Annotated in this window: 28 protein-coding genes and 1 pseudogene; 21 read left to right on the forward strand and 8 right to left on the reverse strand. The window is 71.7% G+C overall.

Annotated features, from left to right (window positions below; translation table 11 throughout):
* Window positions 1–202 precede the first annotated feature (202 nt).
* Complete coding sequence (locus tag ACIQM4_RS03065; RefSeq protein ID WP_401585141.1) at window positions 203–1,660, reverse strand: MFS transporter; 1,458 nt, start codon at window positions 1,658–1,660, stop codon at window positions 203–205.
* Between the two features lie 306 nt (window positions 1,661–1,966).
* Between ACIQM4_RS03065 and ACIQM4_RS03070 the strand changes: the two are divergent.
* The 11 genes and pseudogenes from ACIQM4_RS03070 to ACIQM4_RS03120 form a co-directional block, all read left to right on the forward strand.
* Window positions 1,967–2,242 (forward strand): annotated as a pseudogene (locus tag ACIQM4_RS03070) (gas vesicle protein); the annotation flags it as partial.
* A gap of 60 nt (window positions 2,243–2,302) precedes the next feature.
* Complete coding sequence (locus tag ACIQM4_RS03075; RefSeq protein ID WP_401585144.1) at window positions 2,303–2,725, forward strand: gas vesicle structural protein GvpA; 423 nt, start codon at window positions 2,303–2,305, stop codon at window positions 2,723–2,725.
* Window positions 2,722–3,438, forward strand: coding sequence for a GvpL/GvpF family gas vesicle protein (locus ACIQM4_RS03080; protein ID WP_401585146.1), 717 nt, complete (start codon window positions 2,722–2,724; stop codon window positions 3,436–3,438). Before ACIQM4_RS03075 ends, ACIQM4_RS03080 begins: the two co-directional genes overlap by 4 nt.
* A 4-nt stretch (window positions 3,439–3,442) precedes the next feature.
* On the forward strand, window positions 3,443–3,688 hold the full coding sequence (locus ACIQM4_RS03085) for a gas vesicle protein GvpG (protein WP_401585149.1): 246 nt from the start codon (window positions 3,443–3,445) through the stop codon (window positions 3,686–3,688).
* The gene (locus ACIQM4_RS03090; RefSeq protein ID WP_401585151.1) at window positions 3,685–4,401 is read left to right on the forward strand and encodes a DNA primase; all 717 of its coding nucleotides are present in this window, start codon (window positions 3,685–3,687) and stop codon (window positions 4,399–4,401) included. Before ACIQM4_RS03085 ends, ACIQM4_RS03090 begins: the two co-directional genes overlap by 4 nt.
* On the forward strand, window positions 4,394–5,662 hold the full coding sequence (locus ACIQM4_RS03095; protein WP_401585153.1) for an SRPBCC family protein: 1,269 nt from the start codon (window positions 4,394–4,396) through the stop codon (window positions 5,660–5,662). The genes ACIQM4_RS03090 and ACIQM4_RS03095 overlap by 8 nt, the downstream gene beginning before the upstream one ends.
* On the forward strand, window positions 5,659–6,009 hold the full coding sequence (locus tag ACIQM4_RS03100; protein ID WP_401585155.1) for a gas vesicle protein: 351 nt from the start codon (window positions 5,659–5,661) through the stop codon (window positions 6,007–6,009). Before ACIQM4_RS03095 ends, ACIQM4_RS03100 begins: the two co-directional genes overlap by 4 nt.
* Entirely contained in the window at window positions 6,006–6,923 is a 918-nt protein-coding gene (locus tag ACIQM4_RS03105; protein WP_401585158.1) for a GvpL/GvpF family gas vesicle protein, read from the forward strand. Before ACIQM4_RS03100 ends, ACIQM4_RS03105 begins: the two co-directional genes overlap by 4 nt.
* Window positions 6,920–7,135: a gas vesicle protein gene (locus ACIQM4_RS03110; protein WP_401585160.1), complete on the forward strand. Its 216-nt coding sequence runs from the start codon at window positions 6,920–6,922 to the stop codon at window positions 7,133–7,135. Before ACIQM4_RS03105 ends, ACIQM4_RS03110 begins: the two co-directional genes overlap by 4 nt.
* A 265-nt stretch (window positions 7,136–7,400) precedes the next feature.
* On the forward strand, window positions 7,401–7,631 hold the full coding sequence (locus tag ACIQM4_RS03115) for a gas vesicle protein K (protein WP_401586078.1): 231 nt from the start codon (window positions 7,401–7,403) through the stop codon (window positions 7,629–7,631).
* A 6-nt stretch (window positions 7,632–7,637) separates the two neighbouring features.
* A complete protein-coding gene (locus ACIQM4_RS03120; protein ID WP_401585163.1) occupies window positions 7,638–8,684 on the forward strand; it encodes a cation diffusion facilitator family transporter in 1,047 nt (348 codons plus the stop codon).
* Here ACIQM4_RS03120 and ACIQM4_RS03125 read toward each other — a convergent pair.
* From ACIQM4_RS03125 to ACIQM4_RS03135, 3 genes are all read right to left on the reverse strand, one after another.
* Window positions 8,662–10,185 carry a bifunctional phosphatase PAP2/diacylglycerol kinase family protein gene (locus ACIQM4_RS03125; protein WP_401585166.1) on the reverse strand — a complete coding sequence of 508 codons (1,524 nt, stop codon included), beginning with the start codon at window positions 10,183–10,185 and terminating at the stop codon, window positions 8,662–8,664. The two genes, ACIQM4_RS03120 and ACIQM4_RS03125, sit on opposite strands and share 23 nt — an antisense overlap.
* Window positions 10,186–10,352: 167 nt before the next feature.
* Window positions 10,353–10,892, reverse strand: a complete 540-nt coding sequence (locus tag ACIQM4_RS03130; RefSeq protein ID WP_401585169.1) for a type 1 glutamine amidotransferase domain-containing protein — start codon at window positions 10,890–10,892, stop codon at window positions 10,353–10,355.
* A 169-nt stretch (window positions 10,893–11,061) separates the two neighbouring features.
* Window positions 11,062–11,451, reverse strand: coding sequence for a DUF2795 domain-containing protein (locus tag ACIQM4_RS03135; RefSeq protein ID WP_401585172.1), 390 nt, complete (start codon window positions 11,449–11,451; stop codon window positions 11,062–11,064).
* Window positions 11,452–11,880: 429 nt separating this feature from the next.
* On the opposite strand from ACIQM4_RS03135, the gene ACIQM4_RS03140 reads away from it, so the two are divergent.
* From ACIQM4_RS03140 to ACIQM4_RS03160, 5 genes are all read left to right on the forward strand, one after another.
* Window positions 11,881–12,039 carry a hypothetical protein gene (locus tag ACIQM4_RS03140; RefSeq protein WP_401585174.1) on the forward strand — a complete coding sequence of 53 codons (159 nt, stop codon included), beginning with the start codon at window positions 11,881–11,883 and terminating at the stop codon, window positions 12,037–12,039.
* Window position 12,040: 1 nt separating this feature from the next.
* The gene (locus ACIQM4_RS03145; RefSeq protein ID WP_401585176.1) at window positions 12,041–12,301 is read left to right on the forward strand and encodes a DUF4235 domain-containing protein; all 261 of its coding nucleotides are present in this window, start codon (window positions 12,041–12,043) and stop codon (window positions 12,299–12,301) included.
* Between the two features lie 233 nt (window positions 12,302–12,534).
* Window positions 12,535–13,326 carry a SigB/SigF/SigG family RNA polymerase sigma factor gene (locus tag ACIQM4_RS03150; protein WP_401585179.1) on the forward strand — a complete coding sequence of 264 codons (792 nt, stop codon included), beginning with the start codon at window positions 12,535–12,537 and terminating at the stop codon, window positions 13,324–13,326.
* 265 nt (window positions 13,327–13,591) lie between these two features.
* Window positions 13,592–14,875 (forward strand): aminotransferase class I/II-fold pyridoxal phosphate-dependent enzyme, encoded by a 1,284-nt coding sequence (locus tag ACIQM4_RS03155; protein WP_401585182.1) that lies wholly within the window; start codon window positions 13,592–13,594, stop codon window positions 14,873–14,875.
* A 47-nt stretch (window positions 14,876–14,922) separates the two neighbouring features.
* Window positions 14,923–16,011 (forward strand): MBL fold metallo-hydrolase, encoded by a 1,089-nt coding sequence (locus ACIQM4_RS03160; protein WP_401585185.1) that lies wholly within the window; start codon window positions 14,923–14,925, stop codon window positions 16,009–16,011.
* A 91-nt stretch (window positions 16,012–16,102) separates the two neighbouring features.
* Here ACIQM4_RS03160 and ACIQM4_RS03165 read toward each other — a convergent pair whose 3' ends face one another.
* Together ACIQM4_RS03165 and ACIQM4_RS03170 are read right to left on the reverse strand one after the other, a co-directional pair.
* Window positions 16,103–16,765: a DedA family protein gene (locus tag ACIQM4_RS03165; protein WP_401585188.1), complete on the reverse strand. Its 663-nt coding sequence runs from the start codon at window positions 16,763–16,765 to the stop codon at window positions 16,103–16,105.
* Complete coding sequence (locus ACIQM4_RS03170; protein ID WP_401586081.1) at window positions 16,762–17,520, reverse strand: MBL fold metallo-hydrolase; 759 nt, start codon at window positions 17,518–17,520, stop codon at window positions 16,762–16,764. The genes ACIQM4_RS03165 and ACIQM4_RS03170 overlap by 4 nt, the downstream gene beginning before the upstream one ends.
* A 246-nt stretch (window positions 17,521–17,766) precedes the next feature.
* On the opposite strand from ACIQM4_RS03170, the gene ACIQM4_RS03175 reads away from it, so the two are divergent.
* From ACIQM4_RS03175 to ACIQM4_RS03185, 3 genes are all read left to right on the forward strand, one after another.
* The gene (locus tag ACIQM4_RS03175) at window positions 17,767–18,192 is read left to right on the forward strand and encodes a hypothetical protein (protein ID WP_401585191.1); all 426 of its coding nucleotides are present in this window, start codon (window positions 17,767–17,769) and stop codon (window positions 18,190–18,192) included.
* 157 nt (window positions 18,193–18,349) lie between these two features.
* The gene (locus tag ACIQM4_RS03180) at window positions 18,350–20,596 is read left to right on the forward strand and encodes a phage holin family protein (protein WP_401586083.1); all 2,247 of its coding nucleotides are present in this window, start codon (window positions 18,350–18,352) and stop codon (window positions 20,594–20,596) included.
* Window positions 20,597–20,677: 81 nt separating this feature from the next.
* A complete protein-coding gene (locus ACIQM4_RS03185; RefSeq protein WP_401585194.1) occupies window positions 20,678–22,096 on the forward strand; it encodes an amino acid permease in 1,419 nt (472 codons plus the stop codon).
* Between the two features lie 38 nt (window positions 22,097–22,134).
* On the opposite strand, the gene ACIQM4_RS03190 is transcribed toward ACIQM4_RS03185, so the two are convergent.
* Window positions 22,135–22,800 (reverse strand): hypothetical protein, encoded by a 666-nt coding sequence (locus tag ACIQM4_RS03190; protein ID WP_401585197.1) that lies wholly within the window; start codon window positions 22,798–22,800, stop codon window positions 22,135–22,137.
* A 110-nt stretch (window positions 22,801–22,910) separates the two neighbouring features.
* The gene (locus tag ACIQM4_RS03195; protein ID WP_401585200.1) at window positions 22,911–23,723 is read right to left on the reverse strand and encodes a helix-turn-helix domain-containing protein; all 813 of its coding nucleotides are present in this window, start codon (window positions 23,721–23,723) and stop codon (window positions 22,911–22,913) included.
* A gap of 50 nt (window positions 23,724–23,773) precedes the next feature.
* On the opposite strand from ACIQM4_RS03195, the gene ACIQM4_RS03200 reads away from it, so the two are divergent.
* Together ACIQM4_RS03200 and ACIQM4_RS03205 are read left to right on the forward strand one after the other, a co-directional pair.
* Complete coding sequence (locus ACIQM4_RS03200) at window positions 23,774–24,436, forward strand: GNAT family N-acetyltransferase (protein ID WP_401585203.1); 663 nt, start codon at window positions 23,774–23,776, stop codon at window positions 24,434–24,436.
* Between the two features lie 53 nt (window positions 24,437–24,489).
* Window positions 24,490–24,795, forward strand: coding sequence for a 4a-hydroxytetrahydrobiopterin dehydratase (locus tag ACIQM4_RS03205; RefSeq protein WP_401585206.1), 306 nt, complete (start codon window positions 24,490–24,492; stop codon window positions 24,793–24,795).
* The last annotated feature ends 136 nt before the right edge of the window (window positions 24,796–24,931 follow it).

Consider the following 24,931-nt stretch of genomic DNA (forward strand, 5'->3'; position numbering starts at 1 on the left):
GCGTGCCCCCTTGCCGGTGCGTTTCCTTCGCGCGGGCACGTCGTGGCTGGTCGCGCAGTTCCCCGCGCCCCTGGGAGGTGCCCTCTGGGCGTGGGTGCAGGACGTGCGGGTGTGTCGTGGCCGGGCGCGCAGTTCCCCGCGCCCCTGGAGGGGGCGCCCCCTGGGCGGGGCGCGCGCGGGGCCGCGCGTTGGGAGGAAGGGGTCAGGGGCGGACCGTGCTCAAGGGTTGTGCGATCGACTCCAGACTCTTGCGTTCACTCTTCACGCCGAGGAAGGACTCCACCACCCCCGCCGCCACCATCAGCCCCGCCCCGATGCAGAACGCCAGTGTCGTGTCGCCCGGTTTGCCGCTGCTCACCAGGCCGTTGAAGAGGATCGGACCGGTGATGCCGCCCAGCGCCGTACCCACCGCGTAGAAGAACGAGATGCACATCGCGCGCGTCTCCAGCGGGAAGACCTCGCTCACCGTCAGGTACGCCGAACTCGCCCCGGCCGAGGCGAAGAAGAGGACCACGCACCAGCACGCCGTCATCGTCGTGGCCGTCAGCATCCCGTTCTGGAACAGCATGGCCGTGCCGAAGAGCAGGACGCCGGACAGGATGTACGTCCCGGCGATCATCGGGACGCGGCCGACCGAGTCGAAGAAGTGGCCCAGCACCAGGGGGCCGAGCAGATTGCCCACCGCGATCACCGCGAAGTAGTACGCCGCCGAACCCGTACCGACGCCGAAGAACTTGTCCAGGATGACCGCGTACCCGAAGGTGATCGAGTTGTAGAGGAAGGCCTGTCCGACGAAGAGGGAGAGACCGAGGATCGCCCGCTTGCGGTACTGCGAGAACACCGTGCGGATGATCTCCAGGAAGCCGATCGAGCCCCGCTGCCTCACGGTGATCTCCTCCTCCGGTTCGGGAAGCGGGGAGCCCGTCTCGTCGTGGACCTTCTGTTCCACCTCGCCGACGATGCGGTCCGCCTCCTCCTCCCGGCCGTGCACCATCAGCCACCGCGGACTCTCCGGGACATGGCGGCGCACGAGAAGGATCACCAGGCCGAGCACCACGCCGATCGCGAAGGACAGCCGCCAGCCGACGTCCTTGGGGAACAGGTCCGTGTCCAGGAGTGCGACGGACGCCAGCGCACCCAGGGCCGCGCCGGCCCAGAACGTACCGTTGATGATGAGGTCGATGCGGCCGCGCAGCCTGCTCGGGATCAGTTCGTCGATGGCCGAGTTGATGGCCGCGTACTCGCCGCCGATGCCGAATCCCGTGACGAAGCGGCAGACGAAGAAGAACCAGGCGGATTCGGCCAGCGCCGTCGCCGCAGTCGCGGCGAGATAGACCGCGAGCGTGATGATGAAGAGTTTCTTGCGGCCGAAGAGATCGGTGAGCCGGCCGAAGAACAGGGCGCCGACGCACGCCCCCGCCACGTAGAGGGCGGCCGCGGTGGTGGTCACCTGTGCCGTCGTGATCTCGATGCCGCTGCCTTCCTCGGCGAGCCGCACCACGATGTTGCCGACGATGGTCACTTCCAGGCCATCGAGGATCCACACCGTGCCGAGCCCGATGATGATCCTCCAGTGCCAGGGGGACCACGGCAGCCGGTCAAGCCGCGCCGGAATGCGCGTACGGACCTCCGGGAACTCTCCGCTGTCTGTTGTTTTCATGGCGCGACGAGTACCCCAGCGGGAATCGAACAACTCGCGCCGTCAGAGGGTTTGCGCCAGACATGCGCGGTTACCCGCACCTCCGAGGCAGACATGGCAAATACATCAGAGAACACTTCGAAGAAAACCCAGTCCACGGCCGACGACGACCAGAGCGAAGAGCGACAGTCGCAAGAGGCGGAACAAGAGCCGAAGCAGGCGTCCGAACGGGCGCCGAGGCAAGCGGCCAAACGGGCGCCCAGGAAGGCAACGAAGCGGGCGCCCAGGAAGGCGGCTGAACAGCCGCCCGAAAAAGAGCCGGAGAGCGAGCCCCGCGCGCCGAAGAAGCCCGGACCGATGCAGGTCCTGCGCGCGGCCCGCGAGCAGATTTCCGAGCTCACCGGCATGCCCGCGGAATCCGTGTCCTCCTTCGAACAGACCGAGGACGGCTGGGTGTTGCGCGTGGAGGTGCTCGAACTTGAGCGCGTCCCCGACACCATGAGCCTGCTCGCTTCGTACGAGGTCCAGCTGGACCCGGACGGCGAGCTCACCGGATATCGCCGCGTCGGCCGTTACGAGCGCGGAAGGGCCGACAAGAAGTAGCGGGCGGACGGCGTGCAGCCGTTCCCGCGCACCACACCCAGCAAAGGAGATCCGGTCGATATGTCCGTTGTTCCGGCACAGCAAGGTGGAGGCGGCGGCGGTACCAGCGGCCTCTACGACGTCTTGGAGCTCGTCCTCGACCGGGGGCTAGTCATCGACGCATTCATTCGTGTGTCCCTGGTCGGCATCGAGATCCTGAAGATCGACATCCGTGTCGTGGTGGCGAGCGTGGACACCTACCTCCGCTTCGCCGAGGCCTGCAACCGCCTCGACCTGGAGAGCGGCAGCAAGAAGCCCTCCGGTCTGACCGACATCATCGGCGACGCCACGGAGAAGGGTGCGTCCGGCAAGACCAAGGGCGCCCTCTCAGGCGCGGCCGAGACCATATCGGGCGCCTTCAAGGACGCCCGTGAAGAGAGCAGCAGCGAGTCGAAGCCGCGGGCCCGTCGCACCACGACGCGCCGGAAGGAGGAGCAGGAATGAGCACCTACGTCTACGGGATCACCCGCGCGGCACACCCCGCGCTGCCCGAGCAGATGGGCGGCGTCGGCGACCCGCCGCAGGCCGTCTACGCGATCAGGACCGGTGAACTGACCGCCCTGGTCAGCGAAGCACCGGAGAACCTCCGGCCCAAGCGCCGCGACCTGCTCGCCCACCAGAGCGTGCTGTCCGAGGCGGGCGCCCAGGGCGCCGTGCTGCCGATGCGCTTCGGCAGTGTCTCGACCGACGACGAGGCGGTGAAGACCGTCCTCGCCGAGCGCGAGAAGCACTACCTGGAGCGGCTCGACGCCCTGGAGGGCAAGGTCGAGTACAACGTCAAGGCTTCCCACGACGAGGAGGCCGTGCTCCACCAGGTGCTCGCCACCGACTCCGAGCTGCGCACCCTCAACGAGGCCAACCGGGCGGCGGGCGGCGGCACCTACGAGCAGAAGCTCCAGCTCGGCGAGCGCGTCGTGGCCGCCGTGCAGCAGCGCGAGAAGGCCGACGGACAGCTGGTCCGCCAGTCACTGGAGGGCGCCGCCGCCGACACAAGCCCCGGCCCCGAGTCCACCGGCTGGCTGGCCAACGTGTCCTTCCTCGTCGAGCGGGACAGCTCCGCCGAGTTCATCGAGGCCGTCGACGCCCTTCAGCGGGAGGCCCCGCACCTGGTGCTCCAGGTCAACGGCCCGCTGCCCCCGTACAGCTTCGTGGAGTAGTGCGGTGGGCCTCCTTGGAGAGCTCCTCATGCTTCCGTTCGCCCCCGTCCGCGGCACCGGCTGGGTGCTGCAGAAGGTGGTGGACGAGGCGGAGAAGCAGTACTACGACCCGGCGGCCATCCAGCGCGAACTCCGCGCCCTTGAGGAGCGCCTTGAGGCCGGCGAGATCGACGAGGCCGAATTCGACCGCCGTGAGGACGAACTCCTCGACCGGCTGGAGCAGAAGCAGAAGGGGATGCAACAACCATGAACAACAGGCTCGGACTGGGGCTCGCCGTAGGCGCGGGCTATTTCCTGGGGCGGACCAAGAAGCTCAAGTTCGCCTTCGCCGTCGGCACGTTCGTCGCCGGCAAGAAGCTGCAGCTGAGCCCGAAGGCGCTGATGGACTTCGCGTCCTCGCAGTTGCAGAACAACCCGCAGTTCAAGGAGCTGGGTGACCAGCTCCGTGAGGACATGCAGGGTGTCGGCAAGGCCGCCACGGGCGCGATCATCAACCGTCAGCTCAGCGGGCTCGCCGACAAGCTGCACGACCGGACGCTGAGCGTGCAGGACAAGGCCGCCGGTGTCGTTCCCGACATCAGCAGCCTGAAGGACAAGGGCGGCAAGAACAAGAAGCAGGCGGACGACGACTCCGACGAGGAGTACGACGAGCAGGACGAGGACCAGCAGGACGAGGACCAGCAGGACCAGCAGGGCCAGCAGGAGGAGGAGCGCGAGGAACCGCGCCGTCAGGCCCGCCCCCGCAAGCAGTCCTCCTCCGCCTCGTCCTCGTCGGGCACCCGTGCGGCGAAGAAGACCACCGGGAGCGCCCGTACGTCCGGCCGGGGCGCGGCCAAGAAGACCGCCTCGTCGGGCACGGCCAAGAAGACGGCCGGCTCCGCGGCGAAGAAGACCACCGGCACCGCGAAGAAGACCGCGGCCCGCAGGACCGGTGGCGCGAAGGGTGGCCAGAACCGTGCCTGATCTGAAGAACGCAGCCGGCGCACTGAAGCCGGACTCCGAGATAACCGACCGGCTCAAGTCCGAGGCGCAGGCCTACATGGCCGCCCAGGTGACGCGCATCCTGACCGGTGCGGGCCGCAAGCTCGGCGAGTCGACCAGCAAGCTCAACGACATCGCGGAGGGCAACAGCCCCGGCTTCGCCAAGCTCGCACTGGACGGCGGCAAGAAGCTCGCCGATGGCAAGGGCCCGATGCGTACCGCCGTGGAACTCGGAGCCGGTCACGTGAAGGACAAGGCCAAGGACGCGTTCTCCGGCCTCTTCGGAGGCAAGGGCAAGCGCAAGAAGGGCGGCGGTGGCGGAAAGCCCATCGTCATCCTGGAGACGATCGACGTAGGCGTGCCGGTCCGGGTCGCGTACGACCAGTGGACCCGCTACGAGGACTTCTCCACCTTCGCCAAGGGTGTCAAGAGCGCGACCACCGCCGACGACACCACCTCGGACTGGAAGCTCAAGGTCTTCTGGTCCAACCGCAGCTGGAAGGCGCACACCACCCAGCAACTGCCCGACCACCGGCTCTCCTGGACCACCGAGGGAGCCAAGGGCACCACCAAGGGTGTCGTCACCTTCCACCCGCTGGGCGACAACCTCACCCGGGTGTGCCTGGTCATCGAGTACTACCCCAAGGGGCTGTTCGAGAAGACCGGCAACATCTGGCGCGCCCAGGGCCGCCGGGCCAGGCTCGACCTCAAGAACTACGCCCGGCACATCTCGATGAAGGGCGAGATCGACGACGGCTGGCGCGGCACGATCGAGGACGGTGAGGTCGTCAAGACCCACGAGGACGCGATCGCGGAGGAGGAAGAGGCCCGCGCCGAGGAAGAGGGCCACGAGGACGAGGAGGGCCACGAGGACGACGCCCCCGACTCCGAGGAGGAGGACCAGGACCCCGAGGCCGAGTACGAGGACGAGGAGGCCGAGGAGGCCGAGGAGGACCAGGACCCCGAGGCCGAGTACGAGGACGAGGAAGAAGAGGAAGCGGAGGACGGCGACCCCGAGGCCGAGTACGAGGAAGAGGGTGAGCCCGAGGACGAGGAGGGCGACCCGGAGGCCGAGTACGAGGAGGAGGACGACCCCGAGGCCGACGAGGAGGCCGAGGAGGAGGACCCGGAGGCCGAGTACGAAGAGGCCGACGAAGAGGACGCCGTCGACGACGAGGACGCCGACTCCCGCAAGAAGCGTGAGTACGCCGACGCCGAGCCCTCGGACGAGGGCCGCCGATGAGCACCGCGGCCAGAATGCCCGACCCGTACGGGTCGGGCGGCGGGGCCAACCTCGCCGACATCCTCGAACGGGTCCTTGACAAGGGCGTCGTCATCGCGGGCGACATCAAGATCAATCTCCTGGACATCGAGCTCCTCACCATCAAGCTCCGGCTGATCGTGGCCTCGGTGGACAAGGCCAAGGAGATGGGCATTGACTGGTGGGAGGACGACCCCTCGCTCTCCTCCGGAGCCAGGCGCCGCGAGATCGCCGAGGAGAACGAACGCCTCAAGCGCCGTATCGCCGATCTGGAGGCCTCCGCTCCGGAGCTTGAAAAGGCGAAGGACGGGCAAGCAGAACAGGCATGACAGACATGACAGACAACACCAGCGAGACCGGTTCCGGCGCGGTCTTCCCCGACGGGGCCTGCCCGACCGAGGTCTTCCAGGACGGACCGGGACCCGAGGAGCTCTGTTACGTCTACGCCGTGACCCGCCCCTTCGAGGGAGTCCTCCCCGAAGAGGGCGGGCGCGGCCTGGACGGCGAGCCGCCCCGGCTGCTGCGCCACGGCGACCTCGTCGCCGTCGTCAGCCCGGTGCAGGCCGCCGACTTCGACGAGGCGCCGCTGAAGGCGCACCTTGAGGACCTCGACTGGCTCGCCACCACCGCCCGCACCCACCAGGCGGTCATCACCGCCCTGACCGCCGTCACCACACCGCTGCCGCTGCGACTGGCGACGGTGTGCCGCGACGACGACGGGGTGCGGCGGTTGCTGGAGAGCGGACAGGAACGGTTCACCCGGGCGCTGGAGCGGCTCGACGGACGGGTCGAATGGGGGGTCAAGGTGTACGCGGACGCGGCGCCCAAGCCTCCCAAGGCGGACCCGGCGCCCGCTGCCCCGCCGCCCTCGGCCGACCGGCCCGGCGCCGGGCGCAGTTATCTCCAGCAGCGGCTGGCCCAGCGGCGCAGCCGTGAGAGCGACTCCAAGAAGGCCGACGCGCTCTGCCGCAAGCTGCACGCCGAGCTCTCGCAGTCCGCGGAGGCCGCCCTGCTGCACCGCCTCCAGGACGGCCGGCTCTCGGGCCGCAGCGGGCAGAACGTGCTCAACGCCGCCTATCTGGTGCCCCGCACCGGCAGCGAAGCGTTCGTGGAGCAGGTGCAGGCACTGATGCCCGAGGGCGACGACAACGTCAAGGTCGAGCTGACCGGGCCGTGGGCGCCGTACTCCTTCGCCGGGATCGGCGACGAGGACGGCGACACGCAGAGCGGCGGGACCGCGTGACCCACTACAGCGACGACCACGACATAGACGCCCTCGCCCAGCGCGAGATAGCCCTGGTCGACCTGCTCGACCGGCTGCTGGGCGGTGGCGTGGTGCTCTCCGGGGACCTGACCCTGCGGATCGCGGACGTCGATCTCGTACGCATCGACCTCAACGCGCTCATCAGCTCGGTCAACGAGAATGTGCCGTCTCCGTTCGAAGATATGAACTGACATGGAGAGGAAGGGAGTTGCCATGAACGACGACCGCCTCACCGGCACCACGGGTGCGTCCGGCAGCGCCGGTCGGTCAGGTATCACGGACCTGCCCGGCACCACGACGAGCGCCGAGTTCGCCACCGAGGACCTCGACACAGCGGTGGCCACCGGCCGCGCCGGGAACATCAGCCTCGGATCGAGCGGCGCCGCCCCGGCAGCCACCGGCGACGAGGCCAGGCGCAAGCAGGTCGAGCTCGACGCGGACACCGTCGAACGCGACCTGGCCAAACTCGTCCTCACCGTGGTGGAACTGCTGCGCCAGCTCATGGAGCGGCAGGCGCTGCGCCGCGTCGACACCGGCGATCTCACCGAGGACCAGGAGGAACGGATCGGCATGACGCTGATGCTGCTGGAGGACAGGATGGACATCCTGCGGGACAAGTTCGGTCTGGAACCCGGGGACCTGAACATCGACCTGGGGCCGCTCGGCCCCCTGCTGCCCCGGAACTGACCGTCTGTGAGTAACAGCACGCAAGCCGAACCCGACGAACGGGTCACCCGCTCCGGCGACGCCGGGCCCGCCGGGAGCGGGTCCGACCACAAGACCCGTGTGACGATCCTGGTGGCCCTCGCGGCCAATCTGCTCATCGCCGTGGCCAAGGCCGTCGGCGGTCTCATAGCCTCCTCGCCCGCCCTGCTCTCCGAGGCGGCGCACTCCGTCGCCGACAGCATCAACGAGGTATTCCTGCTGGCCGCACTGCGCCGCAGCAAGCGGCCCGCCGACCGGCAGCACCCCTTCGGCTACGGCAAGGAACGCTACTTCTGGTCGCTGCTCGCCGCCGTCGGCATCTTCGTCCTCGGCGCGGGATTCTCCTTCTTCCAGGGCGTCGAGGCCCTGCTGAAGCCTCCGGCGGGGGAGTCCACCAGCGGCTACGTCGCCGGACTCGCCGTCCTCACGGTGGCACTCCTCGCCGAGGGCACCTCGCTCGTCCGCGCCCTGTGGCAGGTCCGCAAGCAGCCGGGCAAGGGCCTCGGCAAGGACCCCGCGCTGCGTACCGTCGTCGCCGAGGACAGCACCGCCGTCGTCGGCGTGCTCGTCGCCATGGGCGGCATGATCGCGCACATGGCCACAGGACAGGTCGCCTACGAGGCCGCGGCCTCGCTCACCATCGGGCTCCTGCTCGTGTACGTGGCCTACCGGCTCGGCTCCGACGCCCGCGCCCAGCTCATCGGCGAGGCCGTCGACCCCGAACTGCGCGACGGCATCCGGGAACTGCTGGAGGACCAGCCGGAGATCGACCGGGTGGCATCCCTGCTCACCATGCGGCTCGGCATGGAATCCACCCTGGTGGCGGCGCGCATCGACCTGATGCCGGGGTTGGACAGCGAGCGCGTCGAGCTGGTCTCGGAGCGCATCAAGCTACGCATCAGGAAGACCTGGCCGGAGGCCGACCAGGTCTTCCTCGATGTGACGGAGGCGCCCACCGACGAGGGCGCCGACGGCGAGCTCCTGCCGGGGGAGCAGCCGCGGAGGTCCGGGCCTACAGAGCCGTCTGAACGGTAGGCAGCGGCCGGTACACCGTGAGGGCCTCGTCCGCCTTGTCGATGAGGAACGCGGTCGGGGCCTCGGCCACCTCCCCGTCGTAGGCGAGCGGTGTCCCCGGCGCGATGCCCGCCAGCCGCAGCCGGCGCATCCGGCCCGCCGAGTGGAACGCGGACCGGCTCAGCGGCCCCGAGAGCGCCGCCAGCATCAGCCGCAGCCCCGGCAGCCGGCCGCCGTGCACCACCCGGACGTCCAGCAGCCCGTCCGCCAGGTCGAACCGCCGGCCGGGGGTCGGGCCCATCCGCTGGTACAGGCCGTTTCCGGCGAACAGCATCCACATGCCGCGCCGCTTGCCCCGCACCTCGGCCTCCAGCGGCCTTTCCCTGCGCAGTACCTCGTACGCGGCGAGCAGCCCGGCCGGCCAGCCGCCGATGCGAGGCGACCAGCGTTCGCGGACACGGACCATCTCCGGGTAGACACCCAGGCTGAAGGTGTTCAGGAAGTAGCCGGGGGAGCCGTCCGGGTTCGGGCCGGGCGTGAACCGGCCGAGGTCCACCTTGACCGCGTCACCGGCCTCCACCGCCCGGCAGGTGTCCTGCACGGTCTCGATGTTCAGGTCGTACGCGAAGTGGTTGAGCGTGCCGCCGGGGAAGACGGCGAGCGGCACCTTCGCGCGGGCGGCGGCCACCGCGGCGCGGTTGACCGTACCGTCGCCGCCGCAGACGCCGAGCGCGGTGCCGTTCTCCACGGCCTTGTCCAGTTCGGCGCACAGGTCCGCGGGGTCGACCTCGCGGACCTCGGCCTCGGGCAGGGCGGTGCGTACCAGCGTGGCCTTGGCGGCCGCGCTGCCGGACGCCTTGTTCACGACGACCACCAGGCCCCGGCCCGCGGGCAGCCGGGGTGCGTCGGTGTGCGGCCGGCCGGGCGAGGGCAGCTGGTCCCGGGTCGGCACCAGGCCCCGTACGGCGAAGGCGGCGCCCACACCGAGCGCGGCGCCGACCAGCACGTCGCTGGGGAAGTGCACGCCGGTGTAGACGCGGGACAGGGCGACCGCGCCCGCCACCGGCGCCACGGCGGCGCCCCACCCCTTGGACTCCAGCGCGACACCGGTCGCGAAGGCGGCGGCGGACGCCGAGTGCCCGGACGGGAAGGACGTGGTGAGGGGCTGGCGCTTCAACTGCCGTATCACCGGCACGGAGTCCAGCACCGGCCTTATCCGGCGTACGGAGCGCTTGCCGACGGTGTTCACGGTCGCCGAGGCCAGTGCGAGCGAGGCCACACCGCGCATCGCGGCCCGGCGGGAGCGAGTGCTGCCGCCGAACGCCGCGATGCCGGCGGCGGCGCCGAACCACAGCAGCCCGTGGTTGGCGCTGCGGCTCAGCCGGGGCAGCACCCGGTCGGCGCCCGGCCAGTGCCGGGAGGCCACGGCGTGGAAGAGGGCGTGGTCGCGGGCGGTGAACCAGTCGGCGACTCGGCCCGGTGCACGGGAAGGGACGGGAATCTGCGCAATGGGGTCGGACATGGCAGCCGGTTACCCGGCCGGACCGATCCGAACCTGAGCGGCCCGGCCCGCTGGGGGCGCGGGCCGAACCTGAGCGGCCCGGCCCGCTGGGATGCGGGCCGGGCCTGTGCGTGGGCCCCGCGCGGGGCCGACGGCTTCTACGTCTACGTCTACGTCTACTTGTGCTTCTACTTCTGCTTCGCGAACTCCGACGTGAACGCCTCGCAGAACGCCTTGAGGTCGTCCGGCTTGCGGCTGGTGACCAGGGTGTTCGGGCCGCCGGTGCAGACCTTCACCTGCTCGTCGACCCAGGTGCCGCCCGCGTTGGTGATGTCCGTGCGCAGGCTCGGCCACGAGGTGAGCGTACGGCCGCTCAGCACGTCGGCCTCGATGAGGGTCCACGGGGCGTGGCAGATCGCGGCGACCGGCTTGCCGGCCTCGAAGAAGGCCTTCACGAAGGCGACGGCGTCCGCGTCCGTACGCAGGGCGTCCGGGTTGGCGACGCCACCCGGCAGTACCAGCCCGCCGTACTCCTCGACGGACGCGTCACCGACCACCTCGTCGACGGGGAAGGTGTCGCCCTTGTCGAGGTGGTGGAAGGCCTGGATGCTGCCCGAGGCGGTGGACACGAGCTGCGGGGTGTCACCGGCGGCGGTCACCGCCTGCCAGGGCTCGGTGAGTTCCACCTGCTCGACGCCTTCGGGCGCCACGAGAAAAGCGATGCGCATCTGTGCTCCTTAAGTCTGTTCGGCCGGTGGTCCAGGGGCCCGTCCGGACCGTCCGGCCGGTCGTCGTGCTGGGCCGTCCGGGACCTCCAGCACATCACCGATGTCCCGGCCGCGCATCAGCTGCGCGGCTGCGGGGGCGAGGCGCCCGGCCCCATGGCCGCGGTACCCGTCAGCGGGCCTGCCATGCCTCCGGGACGGCGGCCACCGCGACCTCCTGGACGTTGTCGAAGACCGATTCCGCCGGGAGTCCCGAGACCACGCCGCAGAGCCGGTCCGGTGCGTGGCCGTGCCGCAGCATCGACACGACGGCGTCCCGGTCCGCCGGGAACTGGGTGCGCCCCAGGTGCCGCGCCAGCTCGAACCGCACCTTTTCGAACTCGCCCTCGGGGCCGGGCCTGGGCGCCATGTCCGAGGCGAGTTCCACGTCGTCGTCGGCGACCGGCTCCGGGTCGTGCCACTCCTCGGTCCTGGTCGGGTGGCCGGACCGCAGCAGTCCTTGCAGCTCCTGCTTCATCTCGTCGTCCTGGCGTCGGCTGACTCGGTCGCTGCCTCGCTGCATGTATGCATCACTCCATGGTCTTCCGGATGCCCCGCGCTCTACCGGGGTCCCCGGCTGGTACCCGGCACATGGCTGCCAAACGTGGCACTTCGGCCTTTTCCCACCCCGGAAACACCGCGCGTGGTGGGGGGTTTGGGCGGGCCGGGGCGGGGGACCCGAATCGCGGCCGAGAGGCCACTTGGGATAGGGATGGGCTCCGGGCGCGGGTCTGCGAACCGTCAGGGACGGCGGGCCGCGGGCTCCGCGCCCGGAGTGGGTTTCCTCCGGTACTTCCGGGTCCGGTCCTTCATGGGTCGGCCGGGTGCGCCCGGCCCGTACCGCGGGTTCACCGCCTGTGCGTGCCGGGTCCCCGCGCGGCGGGTTTACCACCTGTGAGCGGGGTCACCCGAACCAGTAGGCCCGTACCCATTCCCAGGGAAGGACGGGGCCATGGCATTACTCGCCGTGCTGCTGCCCGTGTTCATGCTGGGCGCGATACTCGCGCTCGGCCGCTACGAGGAAGTCCTGCTCCCCGTGCCCCCGTCGGGGCCGGAGCACGAACCGACACCCCTGGACGTGGCAGACACGCTCCGGGGAAGGAAGGCCTGACATGGGGAAAGTGCTGTACAAGCCGCTGGGAATGATCTTCGGTATGGCGGGCGGACTGCTCGCCGGGCTCGCCTTCCGCAAGACCTGGAAGGTGGTCACCGGGGAGGACGACGCCCCCGACGGCCTGGACCGTGACCGCCGCTGGCGCGAGATCCTGCCGGCCGTCGCACTGGAGGGCGCCATCTTCGCCGTCGTACGGACCACGGTGGAGCGCTCCGGTGCAACCCTCGTCCGCCGGGTCACCGGCTACTGGCCGAGCTGAGTCCGCGCACGGACCGGCGCGCGGCCCGGAACACGGCCCCGCCCGCCCGCCCGCCGTTTGCCCCTCCCTTGCCAGGGCAGGCGAACGACGTGCTTCGGACCGGAGGCACGTCCGTGGGAGCGGCGACCGTGCTCCGGACGTGTGCCCAGGACCGACAGGTGACCGGCCCCGGCTCCCCCTGCCCACGGTGACATCCATCCGTCTGCACCGTCCGTGGTTCCAGGGAGCAACCGATGCGCACTCACACCCCAGCCAGGCATCCGCACGACGACGCCCCGGACACCGCGGCCGCTTTCGAGCGGCTCGTCACCCTCCCCGAGGGCCGCGAGCGCGATGTGATCCGCCAGGAGATCGTCAACGCGTGGCTGCCGATGGCCGAGCGGCTGGCCGGCCGGTTCCGCAACCGGGGCGAGGCCCTGGAGGACCTGCGACAGGTCGCCGCGCTCGGCCTGGTGAAGGCGGTCGACCGGTACGACCCCGGGCACGGCTCCGTCTTCGAGAGCTTCGCCGTGCCGACCATCAGCGGTGAGATCAAGCGGCACTTCCGCGACCACATGTGGACCCTGCACGTGCCGCGCCGCGTCCAGGACCTGCGCAACCGGATCCGCTCCGCCCACCAGGAACTCGCCCAGACGATGGTGGGACGCGCCCCGACGGTCGCCGAGCTGGCCGCGCAGGCCGGCATGACCGAGGCCGAGGCACACTCCGGGCTCGAAGCGCTGGACTCCTTCACCGCACTGTCCCTCGACGCCGAGATGCCCGGCAGCGAGGACGGTTACTCACTGGTCGACGCGATCGGCGGGCCCGACCCGGCCCTCGACGTGATCGTCGACCGCGAGGCGGTCAAGCCGGGGCTGCGCAGGCTGCCCGAGCGGGAGCGGAAGATCCTCTACATGCGCTTCTTCCGGGACATGACCCAGAGCCGTATCGCGGAGGACCTCGGTCTCTCCCAGATGCACGTGTCCCGGCTGATCAACAGGTGCTGCACACAGCTCCGTGCGCAGGCGCTCAAGGAAGCGGCCTGACCGGCAGGAACGTATCGCCTGAACCATGTCTCGGAACAATGCGTCGCCTGAACAACCTGTCGGCTGAACACGACGGTGCGCCGGGCCCCGGACGGGGGCCCGGCGCACCGTCGTGCGTGCCACCCGTTCGGCGCCCGCGCGGGCCGCGCCGGACCGTGCGGGCCGGCGGACGGGAGGCGGGCCGCCGCAGAGCTACGTATAAAGGGCAAAGGGGTCAGGGCGGACGTCCTGGCCACAGGGTCATGGCACCGGCGGAGGTTCAGGCATGCAGCGGACGGCTCCCGAGGACCGCGGCAGGGTCCGGCACGGCCCACCCGCGCCCGATCCCGGCCTGCCCGTCCTGCCGGAACTCGCCGCCGTGCTGGCCGCAGGCGCGTGCCGCACCGTGTCCGAGCCGCCTGGCGGTGGCGCCGCCCTGCGCACGGCCGCGTCAGGCCACTGGCAGCGCCGCGGCCTGGAGACCGGCCCCGACGGGGTGATCGCCGCCCCCGGGGCGCCCCCGCTCCTGTTCGCTCTGCTGGCGGCCGCAGGGGGTGACGTCCTGCTGCCCCGGCCCTGCCCCGCCTGGTGGGTCCCGCAGATCCGGCTGCTCGGCGGCGGCCGGGACGCGGTCAGGTCCTCCTACCACGTGCCGACCCCCGCCGAGTGCGGCGGTGTGCCGGATCCGTACGCCCTGATGGAGACCGTCCGGCGGGTACGGGCCGAGGGCGGCACGCCCCGGCTGCTGCTGCTGTCGGTGCCCGACGACCCGACCGCGACCCTCGCGCCGCCCGAGACCGTGCGCGCCGCCTGCGAGGTCGCGCTCGCCGAGGGGCTGTGGGTGATCAGCGACGAGACCTGGCGCGACACCGTGCACCGGCCGTGCGAGACGGTGTTCCTCAGCCCCGCCGAGATGTTCCCCGAGCACGTCCTGGTCCTCACCGACCTGGCCGGCGCGCACACCCCCACCACCTGGCCCGCCGCGATCGCCAGGCTGCCCGACACCGCTGTCGGGGCTGCTCTGCGCGACCGCGCCCTGGACGCGCTCGCCGCGCTCGGCGCCACCGTCGCGGCCCCGATCGCCGAGGCCGCCGCCTACGCGCTGCACGACCCGGAACCCGTCGTCGCCCGGTCCCGGGCCGCCGCCGCACTCCACGCGGACGTGCAGCAGGCGGTGCACCGCACGGTCCTGGCCGCGGGGGCGCTCGCCAGACCTCCGGTTGCCGGCCGTCACCTGTACGTGGACCTGGACCCGCTGCGTGCGGGACTTGCCGCCCGCGGGGTCACCGACTCCATGGAACTCGAGGAGTACCTCACGGACCGCCTCGCCACCCCCGTCCCCGGCGGCCACCGTTTCGGCGACCCGTTGGGCGCCCTGCGCGTACGTCTCTCCACAGCGCCCCTGCTCGGTGCGACCCCGCAGCAGCGGACGGAGTCCCTGACGGCTTCCAGGCCGCTTGAACTCCCGCATCTGGAGCAGACGTTGAACGAACTGGGCACCGCCCTCACCGAACTGCACCGATCCGCACCGGCCCGTCCGGCTCCCGCCCGGCCCCGCAGCCACCCCTGACACCGCTGTTCACCGCCCCCGCCGCCGCCGCCGAACGGAGCCTTTCGATGACGGACCAGACCGAACTCACCGACCCTCCGGAACGCGCGGCGGGCCTCACGTGGGACCTGGTGGAACGATCCCGGCAGCCGGCACGTTCCTCCGGAACCCGGCCCCTGTGCGAGATCCGCACCACCGCCTGGCCACGGACCTTCGCCGACCGCCTCACCGCACCGCTGCCCGGGGTGCGCGCGCTGGCCAGACTCGCCCGGGAGGGCGCGATGCGGCCCGGCCGCGACGGGCTGCGCGACATCGCCCGACTGCCGTTCGAGCCGGGCCCGCTGCCCGCCGTGGACACCTCGACGGTCGCCGTCACCTGGGTGGGCCACGCCAGCTGGGTCCTGCGCATCGGCGGGCTCACCGTACTCACCGACCCGGTCTGGTCACGCAAGATTCTGGGCACGCCCGCACGCGTCACCCCCGTGGGGGTCCGCTGGGAGGACCTGCCGCCCGTCGACGCCGTCGTCATCAGCCACAACCACTATGACCACCTGGACGCCCCCACCCTCAAGAGGCTGCCGCGCGCCACACCTCTGTTCGTCCCGGCCGGTGTCGCCCGCTGGTGCCGCAGGCGTGGCTTCACCCATGTCACCGAGCTCGACTGGTGGGAGGGCGCCGAACTGAACGGCGTACGGCTCGACTTCGTTCCCGCACACCACTGGAGCAAGCGCTCCCTGACCGACACCTGCCGCACGCTCTGGGGCGGTTGGGTCCTCACCGACTCCCAGGGACGACGCGTCTACTTCGCGGGCGACACCGGGTACGGCCACTGGTTCCGCGAGATCGGCGACCGTCACCCCGGTCTCGACCTGGCGCTGCTCCCCATCGGTGCGTACGACCCCCGCTGGTGGCTGCGCGACGTCCACATGGACCCGGAGGAAGCCGTACAAGCCTGTACGGACGTGGGCGCCCGGCAGATGGCACCCATGCACTGGGGCACCTTCGTGCTCTCCGCCGAGCCGGTGCTCGAACCCCTCACCCGGGTGCGGGCCGCCTGGGCGGCGGCCGGCCGGCCACGCGAGGAACTGTGGGACCTGCCGGTGGGTTCCTCCCGCGTCCTGACCTGGCCCGATCTGACCCGATCTGACCTGACTTGACCTGACCCGACCTGTCCTGGCCCGACCCGACCCGACCTGTCCTGGCCCGACCAGCAGCGGGGCACGGGCCGCGCCGAGCGCGGGCCGCCGCTCAGACCGTCGCCGACCGCCGCAGCCGCCGCCACAGCGAGGGCACCCCGCTGATCAGCAGCGTCACCGCGATCGCCGCGGCCACGCCCGCCCAGGGCTCCGAGAACAGCGAACCGCCGAGCACCCCGATCAACTGGTACGCCACGGCCCACGCCAGGCAGGCCGGCACGTCCCCCCGGGCGAACCTCCCGATCGGCATCTTCGCCAGCAGACAGGCCAGCATGACCGGGATCCGGCCCGCCGGGACCAGCCGGGACAGCGTCAGCACCTGCGACCGGTGGTCCTCCAGCTTCTGCTGGGCCTGTTCGAGCCGGTGCTGCGGTGCACGCCTGCGCAGCGCGTCGAGCCATTTCGACCCGTGCTCGGAGCGCACCCCGCGCACCCCCAGCCAGTACAGCGCCAGGTCGCCCACGAACGCTCCGGCAGCCGCCAGCAGGAAGACGATCAGCAGCGCCACCGCGGGCATCGTGTGGTGCAGCGCGACCACCGCCGCGGTACTCACCAGCGCCCCCGTCGGCACCACGGGCACCAGCGCGCCGAACGCCACCAGGGCGAAGAGCGTCGGATAGCCGACCGCCTGCTGCGTGGCCTCCGGCGGCACGCGCACGTCCACCACCTGCGCGGCTTCCAGCACCCACTGCGCGGCCGTCCAACGGCCACTCATGACCGGCCCGCCGTCGTCCGCACGCTCTCGCCGTGCTCCAGCCGGTGCACCGAGACCTCCGGCGCCAGCGCGGCGGCCTTGCGTACGAACTCCTGGCCCGGCGTGTGGAACTCGTGCGGCCGCACCCCGTCCAGGCCGATCGGCCAGTACGTCCCGTAGTGGATCGGCACGGCGTGGCGCGGACCCAGCGCGGTCAGCGCCTGCGCCGCCCGGCCCGCGTCCAGGTGCCCGACCCCCAGGTTCGGCCCCCAGCCGCCCACCGGCAGCAGCGCGGCGTGCACCGGACCGACCGCTTCGGCCATCCCGTCGTACAGCCCGGTGTCCCCGGCGAAGTAGGTGGCGGACGCGCCCTCGACCACGTAGCCCAGCGCGGGACAGCGGCGTGGCCCGACCGGCAGCCGCCGCCCGTCGTGTTCCGCGTGCACCGCGCGCACGGTCAGCGAGGCGATCCGCAGGCTCTCGCCCGGCGCGATCTCCGCCGTGCGGAACCGGCGCAGTGCCGGCACCTGACGGACCGCGCCGCGCGGCACGACCACCAGCGTGCCGGGAGCCAGCCGGGAGAGCGACGGCAGATGCAGGTGGTCGGAGTGCAGGTGCGAGATCAGCACCGCGTCGGCCAGCGCCGCGTCGGCCGTCGGCAGGGCGCCGCGGCGGCGTCGCAGATGGGCGAAGCGGCGCACGAACAGAGGGTCGGTCAGCAGACGGACCCCGGAGTCCTCGACGGTGCAGGTCGCGTGCCCCCACCAGGTGATCACCGTTTCCGCGCCGCGCGCGCCGGTCCCACCGTCCCGTTCGTTGTCCGGGCGCGCGCCGGTCCCGGCGCCCCGTTCGCTGCTTCGGCCGCCCTGCCCGCCGTTCGTGTCGTTCTCGCTGCTCAAGTTGGACCGGACCCCTTCCGCGATGCCTGCCCCACCCTACGGCGCCCCCGATCGGTCCGGGTGCGCCTCCCGGCGGGCCGTGCGGAGTAGGGTCGGCGGCGACAGCGGCGAAGGGGACGGGTCATGGACGAGACACGTACGGACACCGACGACGTCCGGGTCGTGGCCATCGCCGCCCTGATCCCGCTGGAGGAGCTCGACCGCGACCCCTTCCTGGTGGACATCCGCAGCCAGTACGCGATGTGCGTCCGCTGGGCGGCGGACAAGGGGTACGCCGTCACCCGCCAGCTGGTACTGAACGGGCTGCGTGCCGACCACTGCGCACTGTGGGCCGGTGTCGACGCCGGAGCGGTGGACGTCTTCGTGGTTCCCAACCAACGCGTCCTGGAGCGGGCCCTCGCCCGCGCGGACGACTTCGCCGCCGAGTGCGAGCGCCGGGGCGTACGGCTGGAGACGGCGGAGCTCGACGAACCCGTGTACACCGCGCAGACGAAGGCCGACGTGCACCGCCGGCTCTCGATGCCGACCGCCGGATATGACGGCTGTTGACGCCCTTTGCCGGGATCCGGTCCGAAGCGTCCGACCTGCTGTGACAGGCTGACCGTACGGGCAGGTCCGGCAGCGGCCCGACAACAGGCTGCCGGCGAACGGGCCGCAGGCGCACACGCTGCCCGGACCAGGCATCAGAACAGGTGGGTACGGCGTGGTGGCCGAGGGGCGTTGGCGAAGAATCGGCTGGCGGCGGGCGGGCGGAGCGCTCCTGCGGCTGGTCGCCGTCTGGGTGGTGTCCACGCTCACGATGCTGGCACTCGCCGGGCTGCTACCGGACTTCCAGCTCCAGAGCGACGACGACGAGAGCCTCACCAGCGTGGCCCTTACGGCCGTCTGGGCGGCCGGCGCGTTCGGCCTGCTGTCCGCGCTGGTGTGGCCGCTGGCGGTGCGCGCGCTCCTGCTCGTACCGGCGCTCGTCCTCGGTTTGCTCGTCTTCTTCCTCAACGGCTCGCTGCTGCTGATCGCGCTCAGTGTGATCCCCGAGGGCCGCGGCGAGGCCGACCCGCAGATGGCCGTGGTCGTCGCCGCCGTCATGTCCGCCGTCGCCTCGGCCACCTCCACCGCACTCACCGTCGGGGACGACGAGGCCTACCGGCGCCGGCTCTCCCGGCTGGCCCAGCGACGCCGCGGCGGCCGGCGCGACGAGGGCAGGCACGGCATGCCCGGCACCCTCTTCCTCCAGCTCGACGGACTCGGCCACGACACCCTGCGCCGCGCGGTCGACCAGGGGCTGATGCCCACGGTGGCCCGGCTGCTGGGCCGGACCGCCGCCGCGGCCCCGCGCACCTCCGGCCGCCGTTCCCGGGTTCCCGCCGTGGCCGCCGAGCACCCCTCCATGGCGCTGCCCACCCACCGGCTCACCCCCTGGCGCACCGACTGGTCCAGCCAGACCGGCGCCAGCCAGCTCGGCATCCTGCACGGCTCCAACCACGACGTCCCCGCCTTCCGCTGGTACGAGAAGGAGAGCGGCCGGACCATGGTGTGCTCAAGCCCGGCCAGTACCGCCGAGCTGCAGAACCGCGCCATCGAACGCACCGGGGACGGCGGACTGCTCACCATCGACGGCGCCAGCCGCGGCAACCTCTTCTCCGGCGGCGCCGACCAGCTCGCCCTGGTGCTGTCCATCGCCGCCCGCCGCGGCCCCAGCAACCGCTCCAGGGCCGGGTACTTCGCCTACTTCTCCGACCCCGCCAACGCGGTCCGCACCGCCATGTCCTTCGTCGCCGAGGTCGTCCGCGAGATCCACTCCTCCGTGCGCTCCCGGCTCCGCAAGGAGACCCCGCGGGTCGGCAGGGGCGGCCTCTACCCCTTCATCAGGGCCTTCGCCACCGTCGTCGAGCGCGACGTCGTGGTGTCCGCCGTCATGGGGGACCTGCTCTCCGGCCGCACGGCGATCTACGCCGACCTGGTCGCCTACGACGAGGTCGCCCACCACTCGGGACCCCGCAGCCGTGACGCCGACCTGATCCTCAAGCGTCTCGACCGTTCCCTCGCCCTGATCACCAAGATCGCCGATCGCGCACCGCGTGCCTACCGGACCGTCCTGCTCTCCGACCACGGCCAGAGCCCCGGCGAGACCTTCGAGGGCCGCTACGGTCTGACCCTGCGGGACTACGTCCGCGCCAGCTGCGGCCTGCCCGTACCGCGGCGCGCCCAGCGCACGCGCAGCGGCGCCGAGGCACGTGACGCCGTGCTCACCGTGCTGCACCGGCCGGTCAGCGGCACGCGGGAGGCGCCGTTCCCGGTGCCGCCCGAGGCCGACGGAGCCTCGGACGCCTCGCGGCTGGACCCGATCGTCCTCGCCTCGGGCAACCTCGGGCTGATCAGCTTTCCCGACATCGCCGGCCGCGCCTCCCGCGAGGAGATCGACCGCCGCCACCCCGCGCTGCTGCGGATGCTCGCGGGGCATCCGGGCATCGGATTTCTGCTGGTACGCAGCGAGGAGCACGGCGCCGTGGTGCTGGGTCCCGAGGGCGCGGTGGTCCCGCTGGCCGAACTGCGCGACGACGAGGGCCCGATGCGGCCCTTCGGACCGGGCGCGGCCGACGCGGTACGCCGCACCGACGGCTTCCCGCACACTGCGGACATCATGGTCAACTCCTCGTACGACCCGGGAACCGGCCAGGTGCACGCGTTCGAGGAACAGATCGGTTCGCACGGCGGTCTCGGCGGGGAACAGACGCGCCCCTTCCTGCTGTGGCCCCTCGCTCTGTCCGACCCGGTCGCCGAAGGAGCCGAAATCGTCGGCGCGGAACGCGTTCACCAGGTACTTCGCCGCTGGTTGCGCGAGTGCCAGGGCCCGCAGGTGCCGGTCGGGCCCGCGCAGGATTCCTTGTCGGCCGACCCCGCCGAAGGAGGTTTTCCGGCCCCTGACCGTGCCGTACAGGATGAAAAGGCGTGATTTTGTGCATGCTTCCCCGTACCCGACCATGGCTGTCGCCCGGCGACCCTGGGCACTTCGTACGGCGAGAGGCACCACCCCATGCACGACACCGGAACCGTTCCGCAGTCGGATCCGGCTGACGCCGCCGAAGGCCCGGAGGAACAGAGCAAGCACGCCCGTCGGTTCGGGCTCGGCATCGCCACCACGCTCGTCATGGGCAACATCATCGGTGGCGGCATCTTCCTGCTGCCCGCCTCCGTCGCCCCGTTCGGCACCATCAGCCTCGTCTCCTTCGGCGTCCTGACCCTCGGCGCGATCTGCCTCGCGCTGGTGTTCGGAAAGCTCGCGAACCAGCACCCCAGAACCGGTGGGCCCTACGTCTACGCCCGCGCGGCCTTCGGCGACTTCGCCGGATTCCTCGCCGCGTGGAGCTACTGGATCACCGCCTGGGTCTCCAACGCCGCGCTCGCCGTGGCCGCGGTCGGCTACCTGGACGTCCTGGTCCCGCTCGGCGACTCCAAGTTCGCGATGATGCTCGCCGCACTGGTCATCCAGTGGCTGCCGGCCGCCGCGAACCTCGCGGGCACGCGTTACGTCGGCGTGGTGCAGGTCGTCGCCACCGTGCTGAAGTTCGCACCGCTCCTGCTGGTCGCGATCGGCGGCCTCTTCACCTTCAGCGCGGACAACCTCGGTCCGTTCCAGGCGAGCGGCAGCGGCCCGGTCGGAGCGGTCTCGGCGTCCGCGGCGATCCTGCTGTTCAGCTACCTGGGCGTGGAGTCGGCGGCCGTCAGCGCCGGCGAGGTCCGCAACCCGCGGCGCAACGTCGGCCGCGCCACCATCCTCGGCACCCTGGGCGCCGCCTTCGTCTACCTGCTGGGCACGCTCTCCGTCTTCGGCAACGTCCCGCACGACAAGCTCGTCGACTCCGCGGCCCCCTTCTCCGACGCGGTGAACCACATGTTCGGCGGCACCTGGGGCGGCACCGTCGTCGCCTGCGCCGCCCTGATCTCGATCCTCGGTGCCCTCAACGGCTGGACCCTGCTGAGCGCGCAGACCCCGTACGCCGCCGCCAAGGACGGTCTGTTCCCGTCGGTCTTCGCCACGAAGCGGCGCGGCGTCCCGACGGTCGGCGTCGTCGTCACCGTCGTCCTGGCCTCGCTGCTCACCGTCTACAACTACACCGCGGGCTCCGACGGCGTCTTCGAGGTCCTGGTCCTGGTCACTACCTTCACGGCGACGGTTCCCTATCTGCTGGCCACGGCCGCGCAGCTGTACTTCCTGATCTCCGGCCGCTCGGAGCAGGTCGACCGGGGCCGCCTGGCCCGCGACGCCGTCCTGGCCGCCCTGGCGGCGGGTTTCTCGATGTGGCTGGTCGCCGGATCGGGATACGCGGCCGTCTACCAGGGCGTGCTCTTCCTCTTCGCGGGCGTCATCGTCTACGCCTGCATGTCGGCGCGCAGGCAGCGTGCGGCGGACGCGGCCCGCGCGGCCGGGGCGGTCGAAGAGGCCGCGCGGTAACCGGGGCGTGGGGCCCGCAGGCCCCTCGCGGCGGGTCGTCAGCCCAGCAGCCGAGGTGTCCTGGCCCTTCTGCGGCGCCGCAGCGCCAGGACGCCCGTGACGGCGAGCAGCGTGGCGCCGGCCGACGAACCGATCGCCACGGCGGGGCCCACGCCCAGCAGCGTGGACTCCGCGATGCCGTCCGCCGACGCCACGCTCCGCGCCCGCATCCCCGGCGGGCCCTCACCCTGGGACCCCGAGGACACCAGGTTCATGTCGCTCGAACACACCACCGGCACCTCCGACGTGGAGAGATACGCACACACCGTGCTCGCCGCCCGCAGCGCTCCCGCCGCCTCCGTGCCGAGCGTCGCCCTCGACGTCAGCACCGCCCTGCCGTAGCCGGGCACATCGGTGGTCCAGACCGCCTTGCCGCCCGCCACCTTGGCCCGCTGTCCGGCCGACGGGCCCGAGGCCCCCGGGGGCAGCTGCTGTTCGACGCGCAGCCCGGCCAGCCTGGCCGGGCCGTGGTTCAGCACGGTGACGGTGTATCTGAGTCCGGCCCCCGGACGTACGGTCTCCACCCCGTCCGTGAGGTCGATCGACACGTGCGGCGGATCCTTCTCCGCCGCGCTCGCGGACGTACCGGCCCCGAGAAGCAGCAGAGGCACGCAGAGGAGGGTGGCGGCGCTGGTGGTGGCGGTACGGGACATCTGGGCGGGCATGTGGTTCCTTCCGGGCGGGCCATGGGCAGGCCGGTGTGATGATCGGAAACCCATACGAGCACCGCCGTCGCCCCCGACCCCGGCCACCGACCGGGCGACCCGCCGGGGATTCACCCGTGAGGCGGGGCCGTGCGCAGGAAGGCGACCGTGGCCGCGTCCGCCGGAAGGAGCGTCTCGACGGCCAGTTCGGCGACCGTGACGTCCATCGGCGTGTTGAACGTCGAGATCGACGACACGAACGACAGCACCCGCCCCTCGTGCTCGATCTGCAAGGGCAGGGCGAAAGGGGCGTACGGCGATTCCACCGGCCGGTCCACGCCCTGCCGGGAGGGTGGCAGTGGGTAGGCCGAGACCTCCTCGTACAGTGCACGCAGCGCCGCCGACCTCGCCAGGGCCATCTGCCGGCGCATCTGGTGCAGCAGGTGCTCGCGCCACTGGGGCAGGTTCCTGATGCGCGGGGCCAGGCCCTCGGGGTGCAGGGTGAGGCGCATCGCGTTGGCCGGCCCGGTGAGAAGGTGCTCGGCGACCCCGCCGAGGAGCATCGCCACGCCGCTGTTGGCGGCGACGACCGTGTACGTGCCGTCGACGACCAGCGCCGGGTAGGGCTCGTACCCCTGGAGCAACTGGTCGATACCGGCTCTGAGCGCACCCATCGCGGGATCGTCGAGCGGGGTCTCGGCGTACCGCGGCGCGTACCCGGCCGCCAGCAGCAGGCCGTTGCGCTCCCGGACCGGCACGTCGAGGTGCTCGGCGAGCTTCAGCACCATGTCGGGGCTGGGACGGGCGCGCCCCGTCTCGATGAAGCTGATGTGCCGGGCGGACGAGTCGGCCCGCAGCGCGAGCTCCAGCTGGCTCAGCCGGCGACTCCGGCGCCAGTGGCGCAGCATGGCGCCAACTCCTTTGTCGATGGCGATGCTTGTCATGGGACGAAGGTAGCCGCAGTGCGGGACGGCGGCTTTGACAGGATGTGCCGATGACTTGTGAAGTGCCGAACGTGATACCCGCGGGACGGATGCGCGACCACGAGCAGCCGGTACTGCCCCTGCCGGGCGGGCTGGAGCTGCGGCCGTGGCGGAGGTCCGACGCGCCGAAGTTCGTCGAGGCGGGCCAGGACCCCGCGATCCAGCACTGGAACCGGCCGGGCCGGCTGACCGTCGCGGAGGCGGAACGACGGATCGACCGGTGGGGCGAGCGCTGGCGCGCCGAGGTGTCGGCGGTCTTCGCGATCGCGGAGGCGGGGGAGGGCGAGGTGGTCGGGACGGCGGGGATGGGTGACATCGAGCTGGCGCGGGGCACCGGGGAGATCCTCTACTGGCTGCTGCCCGCCGGACGCGGCAAGGGCGTGGCCGTCGACGCGGCGGTGACGCTGACCCGCTGGGCGGTCGAGGACCTCGGCCTGCACCGGGTCCAACTGACCCATTCCACCGCCAACCAGGCGTCCTGCCGGGTTGCCGAGAAGGCCGGATTCTCGTACGAGGGGACCATGCGCAGCGCCCTGCTGCACGCCGACGGCTGGCACGACGAGCACCTGCACGCGCGGGTGCAGGGCGACCCGTGGCCGCGGCAGGGCCTGCTCGGCGCGGAAGGTGGCAGGCTGACCCTGCACACCGGAACAGATGGACCCAGGAGCGGATGAGGGCACGGGCGGTGAGCCTGCTGCCGTGCCCGCGTGGTGGAAGGAGTTCGACGATGCCCAGTGAGCCGTTGTCGCAGAAGGAGATCGAGGACCGGCTGCGTGAACTGCCCGGCTGGCGGCTGGAGCAGGACAGGATCGCCCGGACGTACCGGCTGGGCACGCACCTCGCGGCCGCCGCGATGGTCGTGCAGGTGGCCGTGGTGCAGGACGAGTTGGACCACCACTCGGACCTCGTGCTGGGCCATCACACGCTCTCGCTGTCCGTGCACACGCACAGCGCGGGCGGCGCACTCACCGAGCGGGACTTCGAACTCGCCCGCCGGATCGAGGCCATCGCCTCTGGGCACGGGGCGAGCTGATCCCTCGGGGGCGCCGCCCTGTTACGGCGGATCACGCCGCCCCGGGGCGCCCGGTACAAGGACGGCTCGGACCACCACGTCGTGTCGGCCCCCGCGGATCAGGCCGTGCCGCCCCGGCCCCGGCGGATCAGGTCGT

The organism is Streptomyces sp. NPDC091272, from assembly GCF_044757485.1.
Taxonomy (GTDB): Bacteria; Actinomycetota; Actinomycetes; order Streptomycetales; family Streptomycetaceae; genus Streptomyces.